Origin of the sequence: Paenibacillus sp. FSL R10-2782 (genome assembly GCF_038592985.1) — a bacterium.
In the GTDB taxonomy this organism is placed as follows: Bacteria; Bacillota; Bacilli; order Paenibacillales; family Paenibacillaceae; genus Paenibacillus; species Paenibacillus terrae_C.
In genome coordinates this window covers 4,056,691-4,074,986 of sequence record NZ_CP151951.1, presented here as the reverse complement: position 1 = coordinate 4,074,986, position 18,296 = coordinate 4,056,691, and the positions used below count along the sequence as shown (strand labels likewise).

At 47.1% G+C, this 18,296-nt stretch carries 17 protein-coding genes, 1 rRNA gene and 1 other annotated feature; of the genes, 17 read left to right on the top strand and 1 reads right to left on the bottom strand.

Features of this window, described 5'->3' with window-relative positions:
• The first annotated feature begins 24 nt into the window (after window positions 1-24).
• From minC to NST83_RS18350, 16 genes are all read left to right on the top strand, one after another.
• Window positions 25-687, top strand: a complete 663-nt coding sequence (gene minC, locus NST83_RS18425; RefSeq protein WP_137059946.1) for a septum site-determining protein MinC — start codon at window positions 25-27, stop codon at window positions 685-687.
• 3 nt (window positions 688-690) lie between these two features.
• Window positions 691-1,488, top strand: coding sequence for a septum site-determining protein MinD (gene minD / locus NST83_RS18420; protein WP_137059945.1), 798 nt, complete (start codon window positions 691-693; stop codon window positions 1,486-1,488).
• A 288-nt stretch (window positions 1,489-1,776) separates the two neighbouring features.
• A complete protein-coding gene (locus NST83_RS18415) occupies window positions 1,777-2,622 on the top strand; it encodes a peptidoglycan DD-metalloendopeptidase family protein (protein ID WP_342415203.1) in 846 nt (281 codons plus the stop codon).
• The gene (locus NST83_RS18410) at window positions 2,615-3,493 is read left to right on the top strand and encodes a M50 family metallopeptidase (RefSeq protein WP_342415202.1); all 879 of its coding nucleotides are present in this window, start codon (window positions 2,615-2,617) and stop codon (window positions 3,491-3,493) included. Before NST83_RS18415 ends, NST83_RS18410 begins: the two co-directional genes overlap by 8 nt.
• A 60-nt stretch (window positions 3,494-3,553) precedes the next feature.
• A complete protein-coding gene (locus NST83_RS18405; protein WP_342415201.1) occupies window positions 3,554-4,738 on the top strand; it encodes an Rne/Rng family ribonuclease in 1,185 nt (394 codons plus the stop codon).
• 96 nt (window positions 4,739-4,834) lie between these two features.
• Window positions 4,835-4,922: a sequence feature (ribosomal protein L21 leader region), on the top strand.
• Between the two features lie 13 nt (window positions 4,923-4,935).
• Window positions 4,936-5,247, top strand: a complete 312-nt coding sequence (gene rplU / locus NST83_RS18400; protein WP_014277583.1) for a 50S ribosomal protein L21 — start codon at window positions 4,936-4,938, stop codon at window positions 5,245-5,247.
• 13 nt (window positions 5,248-5,260) lie between these two features.
• Window positions 5,261-5,599, top strand: coding sequence for a ribosomal-processing cysteine protease Prp (locus NST83_RS18395; RefSeq protein ID WP_342415200.1), 339 nt, complete (start codon window positions 5,261-5,263; stop codon window positions 5,597-5,599).
• A gap of 5 nt (window positions 5,600-5,604) precedes the next feature.
• Complete coding sequence (rpmA, locus tag NST83_RS18390; RefSeq protein ID WP_137059940.1) at window positions 5,605-5,922, top strand: 50S ribosomal protein L27; 318 nt, start codon at window positions 5,605-5,607, stop codon at window positions 5,920-5,922.
• 147 nt (window positions 5,923-6,069) lie between these two features.
• Window positions 6,070-6,807 carry a Spo0B domain-containing protein gene (locus tag NST83_RS18385; RefSeq protein ID WP_137059939.1) on the top strand — a complete coding sequence of 246 codons (738 nt, stop codon included), beginning with the start codon at window positions 6,070-6,072 and terminating at the stop codon, window positions 6,805-6,807.
• A 13-nt stretch (window positions 6,808-6,820) separates the two neighbouring features.
• The gene (gene obgE, locus NST83_RS18380) at window positions 6,821-8,131 is read left to right on the top strand and encodes a GTPase ObgE (protein WP_342415199.1); all 1,311 of its coding nucleotides are present in this window, start codon (window positions 6,821-6,823) and stop codon (window positions 8,129-8,131) included.
• A gap of 157 nt (window positions 8,132-8,288) precedes the next feature.
• Entirely contained in the window at window positions 8,289-8,726 is a 438-nt protein-coding gene (locus NST83_RS18375) for an ACT domain-containing protein (RefSeq protein ID WP_342415198.1), read from the top strand.
• A gap of 44 nt (window positions 8,727-8,770) precedes the next feature.
• Window positions 8,771-10,057, top strand: coding sequence for a homoserine dehydrogenase (locus NST83_RS18370; RefSeq protein WP_342415197.1), 1,287 nt, complete (start codon window positions 8,771-8,773; stop codon window positions 10,055-10,057).
• A gap of 26 nt (window positions 10,058-10,083) precedes the next feature.
• Complete coding sequence (gene thrB / locus NST83_RS18365; RefSeq protein ID WP_342415196.1) at window positions 10,084-11,052, top strand: homoserine kinase; 969 nt, start codon at window positions 10,084-10,086, stop codon at window positions 11,050-11,052.
• On the top strand, window positions 11,049-11,945 hold the full coding sequence (gene pheA, locus NST83_RS18360) for a prephenate dehydratase (RefSeq protein WP_342415195.1): 897 nt from the start codon (window positions 11,049-11,051) through the stop codon (window positions 11,943-11,945). The genes thrB and pheA overlap by 4 nt, the downstream gene beginning before the upstream one ends.
• A gap of 18 nt (window positions 11,946-11,963) precedes the next feature.
• Window positions 11,964-12,848 carry a branched-chain-amino-acid transaminase gene (ilvE, locus tag NST83_RS18355; protein WP_342415194.1) on the top strand — a complete coding sequence of 295 codons (885 nt, stop codon included), beginning with the start codon at window positions 11,964-11,966 and terminating at the stop codon, window positions 12,846-12,848.
• Window positions 12,849-13,010: 162 nt separating this feature from the next.
• Window positions 13,011-14,618 (top strand): LysM peptidoglycan-binding domain-containing protein, encoded by a 1,608-nt coding sequence (locus NST83_RS18350; protein ID WP_342415193.1) that lies wholly within the window; start codon window positions 13,011-13,013, stop codon window positions 14,616-14,618.
• 132 nt (window positions 14,619-14,750) lie between these two features.
• Here NST83_RS18350 and NST83_RS18345 read toward each other — a convergent pair.
• A protein-coding gene (locus tag NST83_RS18345; RefSeq protein WP_342415192.1) for an IS3 family transposase occupies window positions 14,751-16,099 on the bottom strand; the annotation gives its coding sequence in 2 pieces (ribosomal slippage) (window positions 14,751-15,655 and window positions 15,655-16,099; 1,350 coding nt in all).
• Window positions 16,100-16,611: 512 nt separating this feature from the next.
• Between NST83_RS18345 and NST83_RS18340 the strand changes: the two genes are divergently transcribed.
• Window positions 16,612-18,169: ribosomal RNA gene (locus NST83_RS18340) — 16S ribosomal RNA — on the top strand.
• Window positions 18,170-18,296: the final 127 nt, after the last annotated feature.

The following is an 18,296-nucleotide window of genomic DNA, read 5'->3' as shown; positions in this document are numbered from 1 at the left end:
GATTGAGATAGGAGGGACAGGCTAATGGCGGTTAAATCGAATCATGTCACGATTAAAGGCATCAAAGACGGCCTGGTTTTCCTTCTGGACGATCAATGCGAGTTTGAGGATTTGCTGGGTGAGCTGCGTTTCAAGCTGGAGCACAGTCATCAAAATATTTTAACCGGCCCGATTATTCATGTAGACATTAAGCTGGGAAGCCGGGAAGTGACGGAGGAACAGAAGGAAAGCATTCTGGAGATTTTGAGACAGAAGGGGAATTTGCTCATACGGTCCGTTGAATCGCCCGGACTGCCTTCAGAAGTGCAGGGGGAAGCTCCCATTCACACCGTGACAGGGATTATCCGTTCCGGCCAGGTGCTTCATCATAACGGGAATTTGCTCTTTTTGGGAGATGTGAACCCCGGTGGAATTATAACGTGTACTGGTGATATCTATGTCCTCGGTGCCCTTCGAGGTATGGCACATGCAGGGATGGAGGGAAATGGCGAGGCAATTATCGCAGCCTCCTATTTTGCACCAACACAGCTGCGAATTTCCGAAATGATCAGTCGTCCACCCGATGAATGGGAGACGCGTGAATCTGGAATGGAATTTGCGTATCTCAAGGACGGCGCCATGCAAATAGATAAAATGAGTAATATTGTGCGTCTGGGCCGCGATTTTAACGTGTTCAAAGGGGTGTAGCACATGGGAGAGGCTATCGTCGTCACTTCAGGAAAAGGCGGCGTCGGCAAAACGACGACGTCAGCCAATATAGGAACAGCGCTGGCACTGCTCGGCAAAAAGGTGTGCTTGGTGGATACGGATATCGGCTTGCGTAATCTGGATGTTGTTATGGGTCTGGAAAATCGGATTATTTATGATCTGGTCGATGTAGTGGAAGGTCGTTGCCGTTTAAATCAGGCTTTGGTCAAGGATAAGCGCTTTGAGGAGCTGTATATGCTGCCTGCTGCTCAGACCAAGGACAAAAGTGCCGTAACGCCAGAGCAGGTTAAGGATATTATTTTGGAGCTTAAAAAGGATTTTGAATATATATTGATTGACTGTCCTGCGGGTATTGAGCAGGGATTCAAAAATGCTATTGCCGGAGCGGATCAGGCCATTGTCATAACGACACCGGAAAACGCTGCTGTGCGTGATGCTGACCGGGTTATCGGATTACTGGAAAGCTCGCATGTGATCTCGCCAAAACTGGTGGTTAACCGTATCCGTAACAGTATGGTCAAATCCGGGGATATGCTGGATATTGATGGCATCTTACAAGTGCTCAGCATAGACCTCATTGGGATTGTGCCAGATGATGAAATGGTAATCAAGGCAGCCAATACAGGAGAGCCTACCGTCATGAATCCCGATTCACAGGCAGCGATTGCATACCGTAACATTGCTAGACGGATTTTGGGTGACACAGTTCCGCTCATGCAATTGGATCAGAAGAAAAGCGTAATGACTCGGTTTAAGAAATTTTTTGGTATGGGTGGATGAAGAAAACAGTGAGTTATGGCTGGGAGCCGTCTCCGCGTGTGATTTGATCTTACGAACACTTAAATAAGTAATGTACTTATTTAAGTGTTTTTGGCTTGCCCTTTTAGACTTCTATAAATCCTGAATCTTAATTTCAGACTCACTACATAACCGCTATATACAGACCATCCGGTGCGCTTGCGCCGGATTTTTTCATTTTCAGATACGTAATCCCGAACCGGACAACATAAGTTGGAGCCCGTCCTCATAAGATGTACCAAACATACCTCGCTGGGGGGCTGGAACAGGATGAATAAAAACTCCGGAATCAAGCAGCGCAGAGAAGAACGCATACAGCAGCTGATCGCGAGAAACAAAGCGGAAGAGTATTCCTTAGGCATGAATCAGGACAGGCACAGGAACAGGGAAATGAAGCCGATGCCAGCAGTCAGTACCAACAGGCCCAGAGACCCGGAAACCGAATGGAAAAATGAACGACAACGCTGGCAGCAATCTTTTGGGGAGAACCGGCGTCCTTCTTTTTGGCTTTCTTTTTGGCGCAGGTCTGTATTCGCTACAGTGTTGTTTGGATTGGTGTGGGGATTATTTCGCTGGGATGTTCCCTATGCCGTCAATTTGAGAATGTTTATCGCCGATGCCTTAAATAAGGATATGGATTTTGCAGCCGCTGGACAATGGTATGAAACTTATTTTGATGGGACCCCGTCCTTTTTACCAATCTTTGGAGAGAAGCCTGAAACATACAAGGTGAACGCAGTCCGCAAAGGCTCTCCTCCAATTCAAGGGAATATAACACAGCCATTTGCACTAAGTCTCAAAGGAGTGGAAATTGTACCCAATGCTGCTGGTATTGGGGCAATCGCTGTCAAAAGTATAGATGCGGGACGTGTGCTGGACATATTCAATCACCCGGAAAGTGGAATTACAATTACAATTCGCCACACGGGCGGCATTACCGTAACGTACGGACGTCTATCTCGCTCTACCTTAAAGGTGAACGATTGGGTCCAGGAGGGGGACGAGGTCGGTGTGCTGCCAGCAGGCCATAGTGGCAGTGAGGCGGCGACTCTGTTTTTTGCGGTGCAGAGAGGAAATCAGTATATCGATCCGGCGGAAGTGGTAGCCCTTGATTAATGTCCGGGGTGTGAATTTGTCTCTGCATCCACTGTTCGTGCTGGTGATGCTGACCTCTGTGTTGACAGGGCATTTTATCGAGATTATGACTTTGTTTACGCTGGTGTTCATTCATGAGCTGGGACATGCGACAGCTGCCGCGTTGTTGGGGGCGCGAGTACTGACTATACAGATGCTACCCTTTGGAGGGGTGGCTGTCATTGACGATCAGGGAAAGCTCAACGCGTGGAAGGAGATTATCATTGCGCTGGCTGGTCCTTTGCAAAACGGAATTATGATTGTCATCCTTCTATTGCTAAGAAATGTGAGCGGAGTGGGGCATGAATATATAAATTATATGATTCAGGGAAATGCTGTCATTGCACTGTTCAATCTGCTCCCGATTTTACCACTGGATGGCGGGAAAATAATGCAGGCGCTGCTGAGCTTAATCATCCCGTATCACCGTACTCTAGTTTGGACTTTTCGAGCCAGCATCGTGACCAGCCTGCTATTTTGTATCTATGGTGTTTCCCCGTTATTATGGCAAAATGGACCTGTGCATTTAAATCTGCTGGCGGTAGGGATTTTTTTGCTTTATTCTAATATTGTGGATTATCGTAATATCCCCTATCGTTTTATACGTTTTTTGCTGGGAAGGGACGAGCTCTTTTACCGCGAGGCGGCCAAGGGAAGTATTGCCTTGCCAATTGTATCCTTGCCTATGAAACATTTGGAGCCTGTTTTGCGTCTTTTCAAAAGGGACCGATATCATATGGTTTATGTCATGAATGAGCAGGGACGGATTGTAGCCGTATTACCAGAGCAACGCCTTATTCGCTCTTATTTTGCAGCGCGTCCGCCGGATGGCGGAAAATCCAAACCTAAATAGAAAAGTTAGCCGTTTTTATAAGTTGAGGAAAGAGGCTGTATCTAGAGAGGTTGAAAAACCATGAAGCAAATGATTGTACAATGCCAGCAGCAGATGACCCAAATGGCACTGTTGGAAGAGGGACGATTGGTAGAATATGCAGCTGAATTGCCGCGAAAGCGGGGAATTCTTGGCTCCTTTTTCAAAGCCAGAGTCGTCAATGTACTGCCGGGAATGCAAGCTGCCTTTGTTGATATTGGACAGCGAAAGAATGCCTTTTTATATGTGGATGACGTACTTCACGCCCATTTGGACAAGCAACCTGAGATGAAGCCGTCCATTTCCGAGCTGTTGAAAGTTGGACAAGAAATTGTAGTACAGGTGTTGAAAGAGGCCGTGGGTAGCAAAGGTGCTAGAGTAACCACTCATTTTTCACTTCCGGGTCGCTGGATTGTATACATGCCTGGCGCCGATTATGTGGCTGTATCCAAAAAGATCGAGCGTGAGGGAGAACGGACTCGTCTGAAAGCGATGGGAGAGCATCTTCGAACGGGTGAGGAAGGAGTCATTATTCGTACAGTTTCGGAGGAAATGAGCAGAGAAGCGGTTGAAAATGACCTGAACCAGTTGCGTCAGCAATGGGAAGTCATTCAGCGTAAAGCTACCGAACACTCTGCTCCATGTGAGCTGCACCGGGATTTGAGCATCGTCCAGCGTTTGATACGGGATGTGTTTACACCGGAGCAGGATGAGCTGATTATTGACAGTGAGGAACAGGCGAGGGAAGCGGAAATATTACTACGTCAAATCAGTTCGGAGAAAGCTCATGTGAGCATATTTCGTGGTGCAGAAGAGACCATATTTAAAACCTATGGTATCCATGAGCAACTGGAACGTGATTTTGCGCGAAAAGTATGGCTTCAGGGCGGTGGATATATCATCATCGACCATACAGAGGCACTGACCGTCATTGATGTGAACACTGGGAAATTTACGGGGGGTAGCAATCTGGAAGAGACGGTGACCCGGACTAACATCGAGGCGGCCGAAGAGATTGCCCGGCTGCTGCGTGTACGTGATATCGGGGGCATTATCATTATTGATTTTATTGACATGGAACAAGAGGAGAACCGACGTGAAGTGTCCTCTGTGCTGGAGTCTAGGCTGAAAAAAGACCGAACCAAATCATATGTCGTTGGCTGGACACGGCTAGGACTTCTGGAGATGACTCGAAAAAAGGTACGCGAGGAAAAGACGATTTTATAAGGCAATGCGTTTCCAAAATCATTTTAAACTAGAGGTTGAATGTGGGCGAAGCTTATGCTACAATCTTTTAGTATGTGTCATGCGTAAGATTGGCTGCACATGCTGTAACCGCTCCAATCAGGTGCTGAAGTACAGCATCCTCAGGGAAGTTGTCACCTGCGATTAGGCGAGTCTGAGACATAAGGAGGTGCAAGCAAATGTACGCAATTATTGAAACAGGTGGTAAGCAATACAAAGTTCAAGAGGGCGATGTATTGTTCATCGAGAAGTTGGAAGCTACCGATGGTGAAACTGTAACGTTCAACCGTGTTCTGGCAGTATCTAGCGACAATGGCTTGACTACAGGTACACCGCTTCTTTCCGGAGCTACTGTAACAGCTACAGTTGAGAAACATGGTCAAGGCCAAAAGGTCATTGTATACAAATACAAACCTAAAAAGAACTACCATGTGAAGCAAGGTCATCGTCAACCGTACACGAAAGTGACGATTGGAAAAATCCAAGCGTAAGAGGGTGCGATAAGTGATTATCGTGCGTATTACACGACTGGAGGATGGCAGCATACAGGGATTTTCCATTAAAGGTCATGCGAATTACGCCAAATCTGGTGAGGATATCGTATGTGCTGGCGTATCAGCGGTAACTGTAGGGACGGTCAATTCGATTGAAGCTCTTACACACGTTGATATGGAATCGGAAATAGAAAACGGCTTTTTGAGCGCGTATCTTCCCCCCGAAGTTCATCATGATGCGAACGCGCAGGTACAACTGCTGCTGGAATCTATGGTGATTATGCTGACAAGTATTGCTGAATCATACGGTAAGTATATTCAAATAGAAAATAAACAAAGAAGGAGGTAGACATCATGTTGAAATTGACATTGGATCTTCAATTATTCGCATCGAAAAAAGGTGTAGGTTCCACGAAAAACGGACGTGACAGTCAATCGAAACGTCTTGGCGTGAAACGTGCTGACGGTCAAACAGTTACCGGCGGTAGCATTCTGGTTCGTCAACGCGGAACGAAAATTCACCCGGGCACGAACGTGGGCATCGGTAAGGACGACACTCTGTTCGCGAAAGTGGACGGCGTTGTGAAGTTCGAACGTTGGGGCCGTGATCGCAAAAAGGTGAGCATCTACCCGATTGACGTTGCTCCAGTAGCAGCTACTGTAGAAGCTTAATAGCGGCTTAGACACGCTGAAAAGCCTCCGGCAATTTTGTCGGAGGCTTTTTTGTATGATGGTAATGAACTGGAAAGTCAGTCTGTGCTATACTGGATTAAGGTTCATCGTTAATCCATTTTAATTATCGCAGAACGGAGAGAAGCTATGTTCCAGCGGATTAGAACACCTCATCTGGCGTTGGGTTCCATTCTGATTCCTTTGGTTTTTTCACTACTCTATCCTGCAGCACTAACGATTATCATATTAGCCGCGTGGTCTGTTATTGCCGCCTGTTTTAGCATGCGGTATATACAGAGACAGGTTGAAGCTGAGCGGAAAGCTGCTTTGCGTTCTTTGGAGCGTACAGCTATCGCAGCCCTTAATCATCACCGGCATGACTGGATGAATGACTTGCAGGTGCTTTATGGCTATATTCGTATGAATAAGCATGATAAATCGGCTGCTTATGTGGAAATAATAAAAGGGCGCGTGGCGGAGGACAGTAAAATATCCAAGCTGGGTATTCCCTCGCTGGTGTTTTATTTGCAATCTTTTCGCGTGAACGCCGGAAATTTACAGTTGATGGTTCAGGTTGAGGAGCATTTAAAGTTGGACGCTGTCATGTCTCCCGAAGACGGCGAGTCGCTTGCCTCGGCCGTCATAGAAACGGTACGTGCGTATCAATATGGCGGGGGCCGGTCGTCCTGGGGAGAAGTGCGCAGATTGACACTTAATTTCGGTATGGATCAGAATGATGTTATCGTCCGGTTTGAAGGCAGTGACATGCCTGCTGATTTGAATTTGTTAAAGCAGGTCAGATCCGGACACGGAAGTGAACGCATTCGAACAGAGAAGCTTCCTACGGGAGAAATGCTTCAAATTCGGATGCAGTGTCAGACATAAGGAAGGTGTAACCATGTTTGTAGATAAAGCGAAGATTTTTGTTAAGGGCGGCGACGGTGGAGACGGGTTGATTGCATTTCGCCGTGAGAAATACGTTCCCGAAGGCGGCCCTGGTGGCGGTGATGGAGGTAACGGTGGAGACGTGATTTTCCGTGTCGATGAAGGTTTGCGTACCTTAATGGATTTTCGGTACCAGCGGCATTTTAAAGCTAAACGAGGAGAAAAAGGCCGCAACAAAAGCCAGCATGGAGCCAATGCGGATCATATGATCGTACGAATACCTCCGGGTACAGTTATCATGGATGATGATACGGGTGAAGTAGTGGCAGATATGACACGTCATGGTCAGCAGGTCATCGTGGCCAAAGGCGGACGTGGAGGGCGCGGAAATATCCGTTTTGCCACACCAAACAATCCAGCGCCTGAGCTGGCTGAGAACGGCGGAGAGGGACAGGAACGTTATATTACCCTTGAGCTTAAAGTAATGGCTGATGTAGGCTTGGTTGGTTTCCCTAGTGTGGGTAAGTCCACATTGCTGTCGGTAGTATCTTCTGCAAAGCCGAAAATAGGTGCCTACCATTTTACAACGATTACGCCTAATTTGGGTGTTGTAGATGTAGGCGACCATCGCAACTTTGTTATGGCTGATCTGCCTGGATTGATTGAGGGAGCTCATGAAGGCATAGGACTGGGACATGAATTCCTGCGGCACATTGAACGGACACGTATTATTATTCACGTCGTGGATATGGCGGGTTCTGAGGGGCGTGATCCGTTTGAGGATTGGACTAAAATCAACGACGAATTAAAGCAATATAACGCGGCATTAGCCGAGCGTCCACAAATTGTGGCGGCGAATAAAATGGATATGCCGGAATCGGAAGAAAATCTGGCTCAATTCAAGGAGCAAATCGCTGCTGTTCGTCCAGATCTCGAAATTATGCCCATTTCCTCGTTGACGCGCCAAGGCGTAAAGGAATTGCTCTATCGGGCTGCTGATCTGTTGGATCAAATACCGGACGAGCCAATTGTTGAGGAAGTAGCAGAAGTGAATGAACGTAAGGTGTTTAAGCTGGATAAGGCAGAGGATGAAAGTTTCACCATTGTGCGTGACAATGATACATTCGTGGTCCACAGTGTCAAAATCGAGCGCATGATGAAGCGTATGCAGCTGAATTCGCACGATGCGATTTTAAAGTTAGCAAGAACATTGCGCCATATGGGTGTGGATGCTGAGCTGCGCAAGCGTGGTGCCGTTGATGGGACGTCTGTACGCATTGCCGATTTCGAATTTGAATTCGTGGAAGGCAGCAGCTATTATTAAAAATGAAATACTTGTCTGAAGTATGGACGGTTACTACGCTATAGGAAACCCTATAGACGGCAGTAGCCGTTTTTTGTACCGTTGGCTTGCCGATTGTTACGAGATTCGATATAATGTCCTCTATACAAAAACATAAGTCTTTGAGGAGAGGACGTTCGTGAAAGAGCGCTATTACTTGGTACGGGAAGATATTTTACCTGAAGCTATCGTTAAGACGATCCAGGTCAAGCTGTTGCTTGCTTCGGGAGATGCTAAAACCGTGCATGACGCCGTGGAGCAAGTCGGGCTAAGTCGAAGCGCCTTTTATAAATATAAGGATGGTATTCATTTGGTCAACCAGTTGGAGCGTGAGCGAATTGTCAATATCTCCATTGATTTGGAGCATCAATCCGGCATGCTGTCCAGAGTTCTCGGCAAGGTGGCAGATTACGGAGGCAATGTGCTAACGATCCAGCAGAGTATCCCGCTGCAAGGCAGAGCCAACGTTGTCATTTCAGTAGAAATGTCCAGACTCAGTGAAGAGCTTGGGGTTCTGCTGGAGGGACTGGAGACTATATCCGGTGTTAAGCGTGTTCGCCTGATTGGGCAAGGTTAAGAGCTATAAAGCTCATCAGATATAAGTTAGCAGGAGGGGAATGGATGAAACCGGTCAAAGTAGGATTGTTAGGGTTAGGAACGGTAGGAACGGGAGTCGTTCGAATTGTGGAAGGAAATCAGGAAGATTTGAGCAGACAAGTCGGTTCGCCGATCATTATTGAGAAAATAGCTGTGAAAAATATAGAGAAATATCGTTCCATTGAAGTCGATCCCACCAAGCTTACAGAGGATCCGTGGGAGGTCATCCGTGATCCCGAGATTGATGTTATTATCGAAGTCATGGGTGGCGTGGATCAGACGAAGAAGTACATTCTTGAAGCGCTGGAGCGCGGAAAGCATATCGTAACAGCGAACAAGGACTTAATGGCTCTGCATGGCTCTGAAGTGCTGGCGAAGGCGCAGGAAAAGCAGTGTGATATTTTTTATGAAGCTAGTGTAGCGGGCGGTATTCCGATTATTCGTACGCTGATTGAAGGCTTCTCCTCAGATCGCATTACTCGTATTATGGGGATTGTGAACGGTACAACCAATTTCATTTTAACCAAAATGAGTCAGGAGGGGGCTTCTTACGAGGAAGTTCTCAAGGAAGCGCAGAATCTTGGATACGCAGAATCTGATCCGACTTCAGACGTGGAGGGCCTGGATGCTGCCCGCAAAATGGCTATCCTTGGTACGCTCGGCTTCCGTTCCGATGTAGAGCTTAAGGACGTAAGTGTTACTGGTATTTCAAAGGTATCCAGTGAGGATATCGCTTTTGCCAAAACACTGGGCTATGAAATGAAACTGCTTGGCATTGCGGAGCGTCAGGGTGATGAATTTACGATCAATGTTCAGCCGACGATGGTACGCAAGCAGCATCCTTTGGCCTCAGTGAACGGGGTATTCAACGCGGTTTATGTACACGGAGAAGCCGTGGGTGAAACCATGTTCTATGGTGCGGGCGCAGGAGAAATGCCGACAGCTACATCGGTTGTTGCTGATCTGGTTGCTGTAGTGAAGAACCTCAAGCTCGGCGTGAATGGGCTTAAGGCCATCGTACCTTATAACCCTAAAAAAATCAGCAGTGACGAGGACGTGTATTTCAAAAACTTCGTACTCTTGCATGTAGATGATAAGGCCGGAGTATTGGCGCAGATCACGCAGGTATTTGCTGAATTCAACGTCAGTCTGGCATCTGTGGTGCAGCAGCCTAATGAGGTCAATCCAGATGCTGAAATTATTATCGTAACCCATTTGGCCAGTAAGGCGAGTATGAAAAAGGTTCTGGAGCATTTTGAATCTCTGGATGTCATTCGGCGCATCAAGAGTGTGTATCGGGTAGAGGGATAGTTCAAAAAAGCAGGGGGATTGTTTGTATGACCGTTTTGAAAAGCGCAAGAGTGCGTGTGCCTGCAAGTACCGCCAATTTAGGCCCTGGTTTTGATACACTGGGCATGGCGTTGTCCTTGTATGCATGGGTTGAATTGAAAGAAGCCGGACAGACGGCTTTCCATTTATACGGGGACGAAATGAACGGCATTCCCCAGGATAAAACGAATCTGATTTATAAAGTAGCACAAATGGTTTTTCAGGAGGCTGGAGTAACAGTTCCTGAGTTGGATATTTCGATGTATTCGGATATTCCACTTACCCGTGGTTTAGGCAGTAGTGCTTCAGCCATTGTGGGTGCGCTTGTGGCTGCAAATACGCTGATCGGCTCACCTCTGCCAGATTCCAAGCTGTTTGACATGGCAAGTGCTATTGAAAATCATCCTGACAATGTGGGTGCCTCTTTGTTTGGCGGCATCATTACAGCGATGTGGGATGGCAAACATGCTAAACATTTACGGCTTGAGCCGGATGCGAATCTGGAGGTCTTGGTAGTCATTCCAGATTTCCAATTGTCTACCTCCAAGGCCAGAGAGGTTCTGCCCGCACATGTATCCTTGAAAGATGCTGTATACAATGTGAGCCATGCTTCGATGCTCGTAGCGGCATTGGCATCAGGCCGAACCGATTTGATCGCCGAGGCGATGCAGGATCGGCTTCACCAGCCTTATCGGGCGGCGCTTGTGCCGGGTATGACGGAGATTTTGCAGGATGCACATCATTATGGTGCTTTGGGTGTGGCTCTTAGCGGAGCCGGACCGACCTTGTTGGCATTGGCGGATCGCCGGGAGAACCGGAGAACGGAACTGGAACAGTATTTAACCGAAACAATGGGCAAGAAAGGAATCACTGCATCTGTTTTAAAATTGCGCCCAGAGAGCGAAGGCGTTAAAGTATATACTAATGAGAAAGAGATTCCTTTTATGGACATGATTAAAGGGGAAGTTACGATATGAAAAGAATTGCACTTCTTCCGGAGGGAACCGTTTCCCATGAAGCGATTCGGTATTTGATAGGGGATACGCCCTATGAATTGCAGTTTTATAAGTATATAGCAGATGTATTTCAGGCTGTGGACAAGGGAAAGGCTGACTACAGTGTAATTCCGATTGAGAATACAATTGATGGCTCTGTAAGTTTGCATATGGATTGGCTTGTACATGAAGTGGACATTCAGATGCAAGCGGAATGGGTGTACCCTTCTATTCAAAACCTCATTGGATATCGCAGTGAATTTACCAATGACCGGGGCGAGCTGGATTTGAGCAAAGTGGTCAAAATTATGTCTCATCCCGTGGCGCTTCCGCAGTGTAAGGAGTTCATACAGACTACGGCTGCTCAGGCTGAGCTGGAGAGTGCAGGAAGTACGGCAGAAGCCGTCGAAATTGTTAAAAATAATCCGGGCAAAGGTTGGACTGCTCTGGGAACCAAGCTTGCGGCTTCCAAGCACGGATTGGATATTTTGGTCAGCAAGGTGACGGATCATGATAATAACTTTACCCGCTTTGTCCTGATCGGCCATCAGCCTATCAGCCTCCCGCGTAAACCTGAAGGTCAACGGACCAGTATTCTGGTGACACCACCGCAGGATTTTCCGGGGGCGTTGCATCAGATATTATCTGCATTTGCGTGGCGCAGGTTGAATCTGTCACGGATTGAATCGCGCCCGACCAAAAAGCAACTGGGAAACTACTATTTTTACATTGAAATTTTGGAATCTCTGGATTCCGTCCTGCTTCCCGCAGCATTTGCAGAGATTGAGGCTTTGGGATGTCACGTGCGCATCCTTGGTTCCTATCCAAGCTACAAGTATGTTGAAGTAGCGGAACCTATTTTAGAAGAACAATAATCGGAGGTGCGGTTCTTAATGTCAGAGCAATGGATTTATCTAGATGGACAGCATGTAACTAAGGAAAATGCAAAGGTTTCCGTATATGATCATGGTTTTTTGTATGGGGACGGGATATTTGAAGGCATTCGAATTTACAACGGTAATATTTTTAAATGTAAAGAGCATTTGGACCGTCTGTACGATTCTGCAAAATCAATTCAGTTAAACATTCCGTTGTCTCCAGATGAAATGCTGGAAGCGATGGCGGAAACGATTCGTCTTAACGAAATGCGTAATGGATACATTCGCTTGGTTGTATCGCGTGGTGCGGGGAATCTTGGGCTTGATCCTCTTCGCTGCCCGAAAGCAAGTGTTATCATTATCGTGGAGCAACTCGCCATCTACCCCGAGGAAGCTTATCTGACTGGGCTAAAGACGATTTCCGTCTCTCAGCGTCGTAACATTCCAGATGCTCTGAATCCGAAAATCAAATCGTTGAATTATCTCAACAACATCCTGGTAAAAATCCAGTCTAACTATGCTGGTGTGGGCGAGGCTATTATGCTAAATTCCCAAGGATATGTAACGGAAGGTTCCGCAGACAACATTTTTATCGTCAAAAACGGAGTATTGTATACGCCGCCTTGCTATCTGGGAGCGCTTGAGGGTATCACGCGTAATGCTATTATCGACTTGTGCGCCGAGCTCGGTTATGCGCTCAAGGAGCAGCCTTTTACGCTACATGATGTGTATGTCGCTGATGAGGTGTTCTTTACAGGAACTGCAGCAGAAGTTATTGCTGCTTATGAAGTAGATGGTCGTACGATTGGTTCTGGTGTCGCGGGTCCCGTGACTTTGGAGCTATTGGCCGAGTTCCGCAAGATCGTGGATCAAGACGGCTATAAAGTGTGGCAGGACTAAAAATAGTGAATCCTTTTGACCGGATGCCCGTAAGGGAATTCGGTTGAGAGGATTTTTTTGTTTCTATGGGGTCATTCGCCTGGGAAGTGCATAGGATGTAATAACAGAAGCCGGGCGTTTATCCTATCCTGCCCGAACGAATGTCTAGGAGGTTTGTGACCTGTGAAAATACACATCGTTAAGAAAGGCGACACACTGTACTTGCTTGCCCAGAAATATAATGTGTCGCTGGAAAAAGTGATTGCGGCCAATCCCCAGTTGGCTGATCCAAACCAGTTAAGTATCGGCGAGAAAATCAAAATTCCGGCAGACCCTGTTGCGATGCAAGAACAGCCATCAACGGTTTATCAGCACAAAGTCAAGCAGGGGGATTCATTGTGGAAGTTGTCCAAGGCATGGGGAGTCCCGCTCAAGCTAATTATTGATGCCAATTCCCAACTTAAAAACCCGAATGCTCTACTGGTCGGGGAAACCGTCAATATTCCTCAATACAAAGGCGAGGCGAACAGTCCTGCTTCGGATCAAAAGAAGAACACAGGTGTCAAGCAAGAGCCAACAAAGCCTGAAGCAGAATCACCAGCACCAACTGCAAATAATGAAAACGAAAACCTACCCCAGACCAAGGCTGAACAGACTCAACCTAAAGCGGAGCTAACTCAGCCCAAGCCAGACAACACACCTATCCCTAAAGAGCAGATGACCCAGCCTAAGGAAACAGTGAACGTTCCCAAGCTGCCTGAATTGAAAATGCCCGAAATTCCAGCGACGCCCGTAAACCCTGCCCCTCCTCAACCTATAGCTTCCGAGCCAGTTCAACCCAAACCACAGCTGCCTGCAAATGTTGAACTTCAACCTGTAACTGAGAAGTTTTGCGGTTGCACGAACTCGGAGGCAGCGACAAATTCCCAATGGCCGATGCAGCAGCCAATGCACGATTACAACTCACCAGCAAATATGGGTCCAAACTCATGGTACCCAGGCATCGGGGTTGCCCAGCCATGGGGAAATGCGTCAGTAAATACTTCCTTTGTAGAGCAATGGACTCCTTCGGTAGCCCCCAACCAGGGATATCAGCAAGACTGTGAGCATCCATGGAGTTGGGGACCTGTACAAACAGCGCCTATAAATGTTCAACCGACACCCTATCCTGTCTATCCGGACTGCATGTGCCCGGGGTATCATCCAAGCTATGAAGCGGCTGAGAATACATCCTATCCTGTCTATCCTCCATTTATACATCAGGGTTACCCGCAGCATCCTGAGAGTGCAGCCCAAGGCAGTCAGTGGAGTCATGAATGGGGATTCCACCATCACGGCTTACCTATGAGCGGGTATGTATCGGACAATAGCCAGTTACAAGGGCAACAGTCCGCAAATCTCCCGCATCATCCGTTCGCCCATGAGAATGCACCTGTATATCCATTAGAGGGGTATACCACTCCCTATATGTTTTTGCCTGACTGCGGCTGCCGGGAGGGGAATGTGGAATCAGTACCTGCTTTCCCTGGAACGCAGGGAAACAGTGAAAGCCTGAATAATGGACCCCAAAACGAAGTTAACTCTTCTCCCAAACATAAAGATAGCAACGTGCGTAAAGGCAAGGGGAAAGATACCTCAGACAGTGCAGCCAAAGAAGATACATCCAAAGCCAAGGTTTCGGGTAAAAATGGTACTGCTAAAAATCAAAAGTCCCGTAAGACGGTAGCGATGGCTTCCCATTCCACTGCACGTAGCTCCCGCTCTCGCAAAAATCCCTGGATTAAGGACTGACAAAAAGGAATTTAAAAGTGGAGGTAAACTCCATAGGGCGAGTTCAGCTTGTGATTGACCCAAAAGAGTGGAATGATAAAATAGAAAGACTGTCCGTTCTGAAGTGACCCCGAAAAGTTAGACGGTATATAATTAAGCTATCTTGAGGGTATGAGCCCGGTATTGAGCGGGACTCATGCCCTTTAATCTTGTCTTTATACGGTCGTTATTGTAGTACGTGATATATTGATCAAGTTCCTCTTTGAAGTGTTCGATGCTTTCAAATTCTTGTGTGTATAAAAATTCGGATTTTAGAATGCCAAAGAAGCTCTCGATCACGGCATTGTCATAGCAATTGCCTTTACGCGACATACTTTGTGTTATTCCATGTTCCTTTAACGTGTGTTGGTATGGGCTCATTTGGTAGTGCCATCCCTGATCTGAATGAATCATGAGCGAATCTCCTTCATTTATTTGTTCCAATGCCTTGTCCAGCATCTTGGAAACAAGAGAGTAGACGGGGCGTGATTCCACTGTATACGTAATGATTTCACCGTTAAATAAGTCCAATAGGGGGGATAAATACAGCTTCTCACCAAATAACTTGAATTCCGTAATATCCGTCACCCATTTTTCATTAGGCTTCGTTGCGTTGAAGTCTCGATTTAAAATGTTGGGTGCGATTTTACCAACAGTTCCTTTATATGAACGGTACTTTTTCATTCGTACCGTACATTTCAAACCAAGTTCACTCATGATTCGTTGTACTTTTTTATGGTTGACTTGGAGCTTTTCACTGTGCAATTGATCTCGAATTCGGCGGTATCCATAGCGGCCTTTATGCTCTTGATAAATGGCTTGAATACGGGATTTTAAGTCAGCATCTTTATCTGGTTCTCCGAATGTGTTCACCCAGTAGTAATACGTACTACGTGGTATCTGAGCCAGTTGCAGCAGAGCCGTAACGGGGTATTTCAGCCTTAGTTCAAAAATGACTTTCACTTTGTCTTGCTTTGTGATTTTTCCTTGCTTTGAACTAAGGCATTCAACTTTTTTAAGTAGGCATTCTCCATACGCAAACGTTCTATTTCCGCTTGTAACGCCTCGATAGAGCCTTCAACTGGAGTAGGTTTCTTGGATTCTTCTTTCATGGATGGACGCCCCTTTTTCTTTGATTTGAGGGCATCTACACCTTCTGTCTCTAGTTGGTTCTTCCAACGTAGTACCAGAGAATGTGTTGGTATATTGAAGATCGCAGCTGCTTCGCGGATAGATGTCCCATGTTCGTTTATATAATGAAGCACCTTTAGTTTATCTTCCACGGAATAGGTTGTATAGCCATTTTCAAAACCCTGTTCTCCATGATGTTCGTACTGTCGAATCCATGTTAGGAGTATACTATGCGATACTCCTATACTCCTCGCTATGCTTTTCTGTCCTTCCTTCCCTTCAAGATACCTTTTTACCGCTTGTATTTTTTCTTGTGTGGTCACTTTAGCCATTACAAAAACTGCACCTCCAATGTTAGATGGTGTCTAACAATTGGGGTGCAGTTCATTCCTTGAAAATGGAATGACAGTCTTTTCTTTTCGATTAGAGGCGAGTGAATTTGGGCGTAGAAACCAATTAAAAAAGATGTTGCTAAGTAACAGGAGAATATGATATATTATTATAGCTGTCTTTTCTGAGACAGTTAGAACACAAAGCAGAATGAAAATGCTCGAAAAATTCTCCTAAAAAAAGTGTTGCAAAGACTTAGAAAACGTGATATATTATTTAAGTCGCCGCTGAGATGCGGTGGTGAAACGAAGTAAGGCAAAAGCAAGATATGATTAGGTTTGATCTTTGAAAACTGAACAACGAGTGAGTACGGATTTTGCTTGCAAAATCCAACGCTGAGATTTTGGTACATGCCGTCAGGCTGTATAAAATGGAAGCGAACAATGAGATATTTTATCTCGTCAGTTTCAAAATGAGCGAATCGCTCTTTCTATAAACCAGCTTCGGTTGGTCTTTAATGGAGAGTTTGATCCTGGCTCAGGACGAACGCTGGCGGCGTGCCTAATACATGCAAGTCGAGCGGGGTTGTTTGAGAAGCTTGCTTCTCAAACAACCTAGCGGCGGACGGGTGAGTAACACGTAGGCAACCTGCCCCTCAGACTGGGATAACTACCGGAAACGGTAGCTAATACCGGATACATCCTTTCCCTGCATGGGGAGAGGAGGAAAGACGGAGTAATCTGTCACTGATGGATGGGCCTGCGGCGCATTAGCTAGTTGGTGGGGTAATGGCCTACCAAGGCGACGATGCGTAGCCGACCTGAGAGGGTGATCGGCCACACTGGGACTGAGACACGGCCCAGACTCCTACGGGAGGCAGCAGTAGGGAATCTTCCGCAATGGGCGAAAGCCTGACGGAGCAACGCCGCGTGAGTGATGAAGGTTTTCGGATCGTAAAGCTCTGTTGCCAGGGAAGAACGTCTTGTAGAGTAACTGCTACAAGAGTGACGGTACCTGAGAAGAAAGCCCCGGCTAACTACGTGCCAGCAGCCGCGGTAATACGTAGGGGGCAAGCGTTGTCCGGAATTATTGGGCGTAAAGCGCGCGCAGGCGGCTCTTTAAGTCTGGTGTTTAATCCCGAGGCTCAACTTCGGGTCGCACTGGAAACTGGGGAGCTTGAGTGCAGAAGAGGAGAGTGGAATTCCACGTGTAGCGGTGAAATGCGTAGATATGTGGAGGAACACCAGTGGCGAAGGCGACTCTCTGGGCTGTAACTGACGCTGAGGCGCGAAAGCGTGGGGAGCAAACAGGATTAGATACCCTGGTAGTCCACGCCGTAAACGATGAATGCTAGGTGTTAGGGGTTTCGATACCCTTGGTGCCGAAGTTAACACATTAAGCATTCCGCCTGGGGAGTACGGTCGCAAGACTGAAACTCAAAGGAATTGACGGGGACCCGCACAAGCAGTGGAGTATGTGGTTTAATTCGAAGCAACGCGAAGAACCTTACCAGGTCTTGACATCCCCCTGACCGGTCTAGAGATAGACCTTTCCTTCGGGACAGGGGAGACAGGTGGTGCATGGTTGTCGTCAGCTCGTGTCGTGAGATGTTGGGTTAAGTCCCGCAACGAGCGCAACCCTTATGCTTAGTTGCCAGCAGGTCAAGCTGGGCACTCTAAGCAGACTGCCGGTGACAAACCGGAGGAAGGTGGGGATGACGTCAAATCATCATGCCCCTTATGACCTGGGCTACACACGTACTACAATGGCCGGTACAACGGGAAGCGAAAGAGCGATCTGGAGCGAATCCTAGAAAAGCCGGTCTCAGTTCGGATTGCAGGCTGCAACTCGCCTGCATGAAGTCGGAATTGCTAGTAATCGCGGATCAGCATGCCGCGGTGAATACGTTCCCGGGTCTTGTACACACCGCCCGTCACACCACGAGAGTTTACAACACCCGAAGTCGGTGGGGTAACCCGCAAGGGAGCCAGCCGCCGAAGGTGGGGTAGATGATTGGGGTGAAGTCGTAACAAGGTAGCCGTATCGGAAGGTGCGGCTGGATCACCTCCTTTCTATGGAGAATCGTTTCCTGCAACGGAAACATTCAAATATGAAGCGTAAGCTTCAAACACTTACTCACTCGTTGCTCAGTTTTGAGAGCTCAAACTCTCTAGCTTCGACGAATGTTTCATTCACACA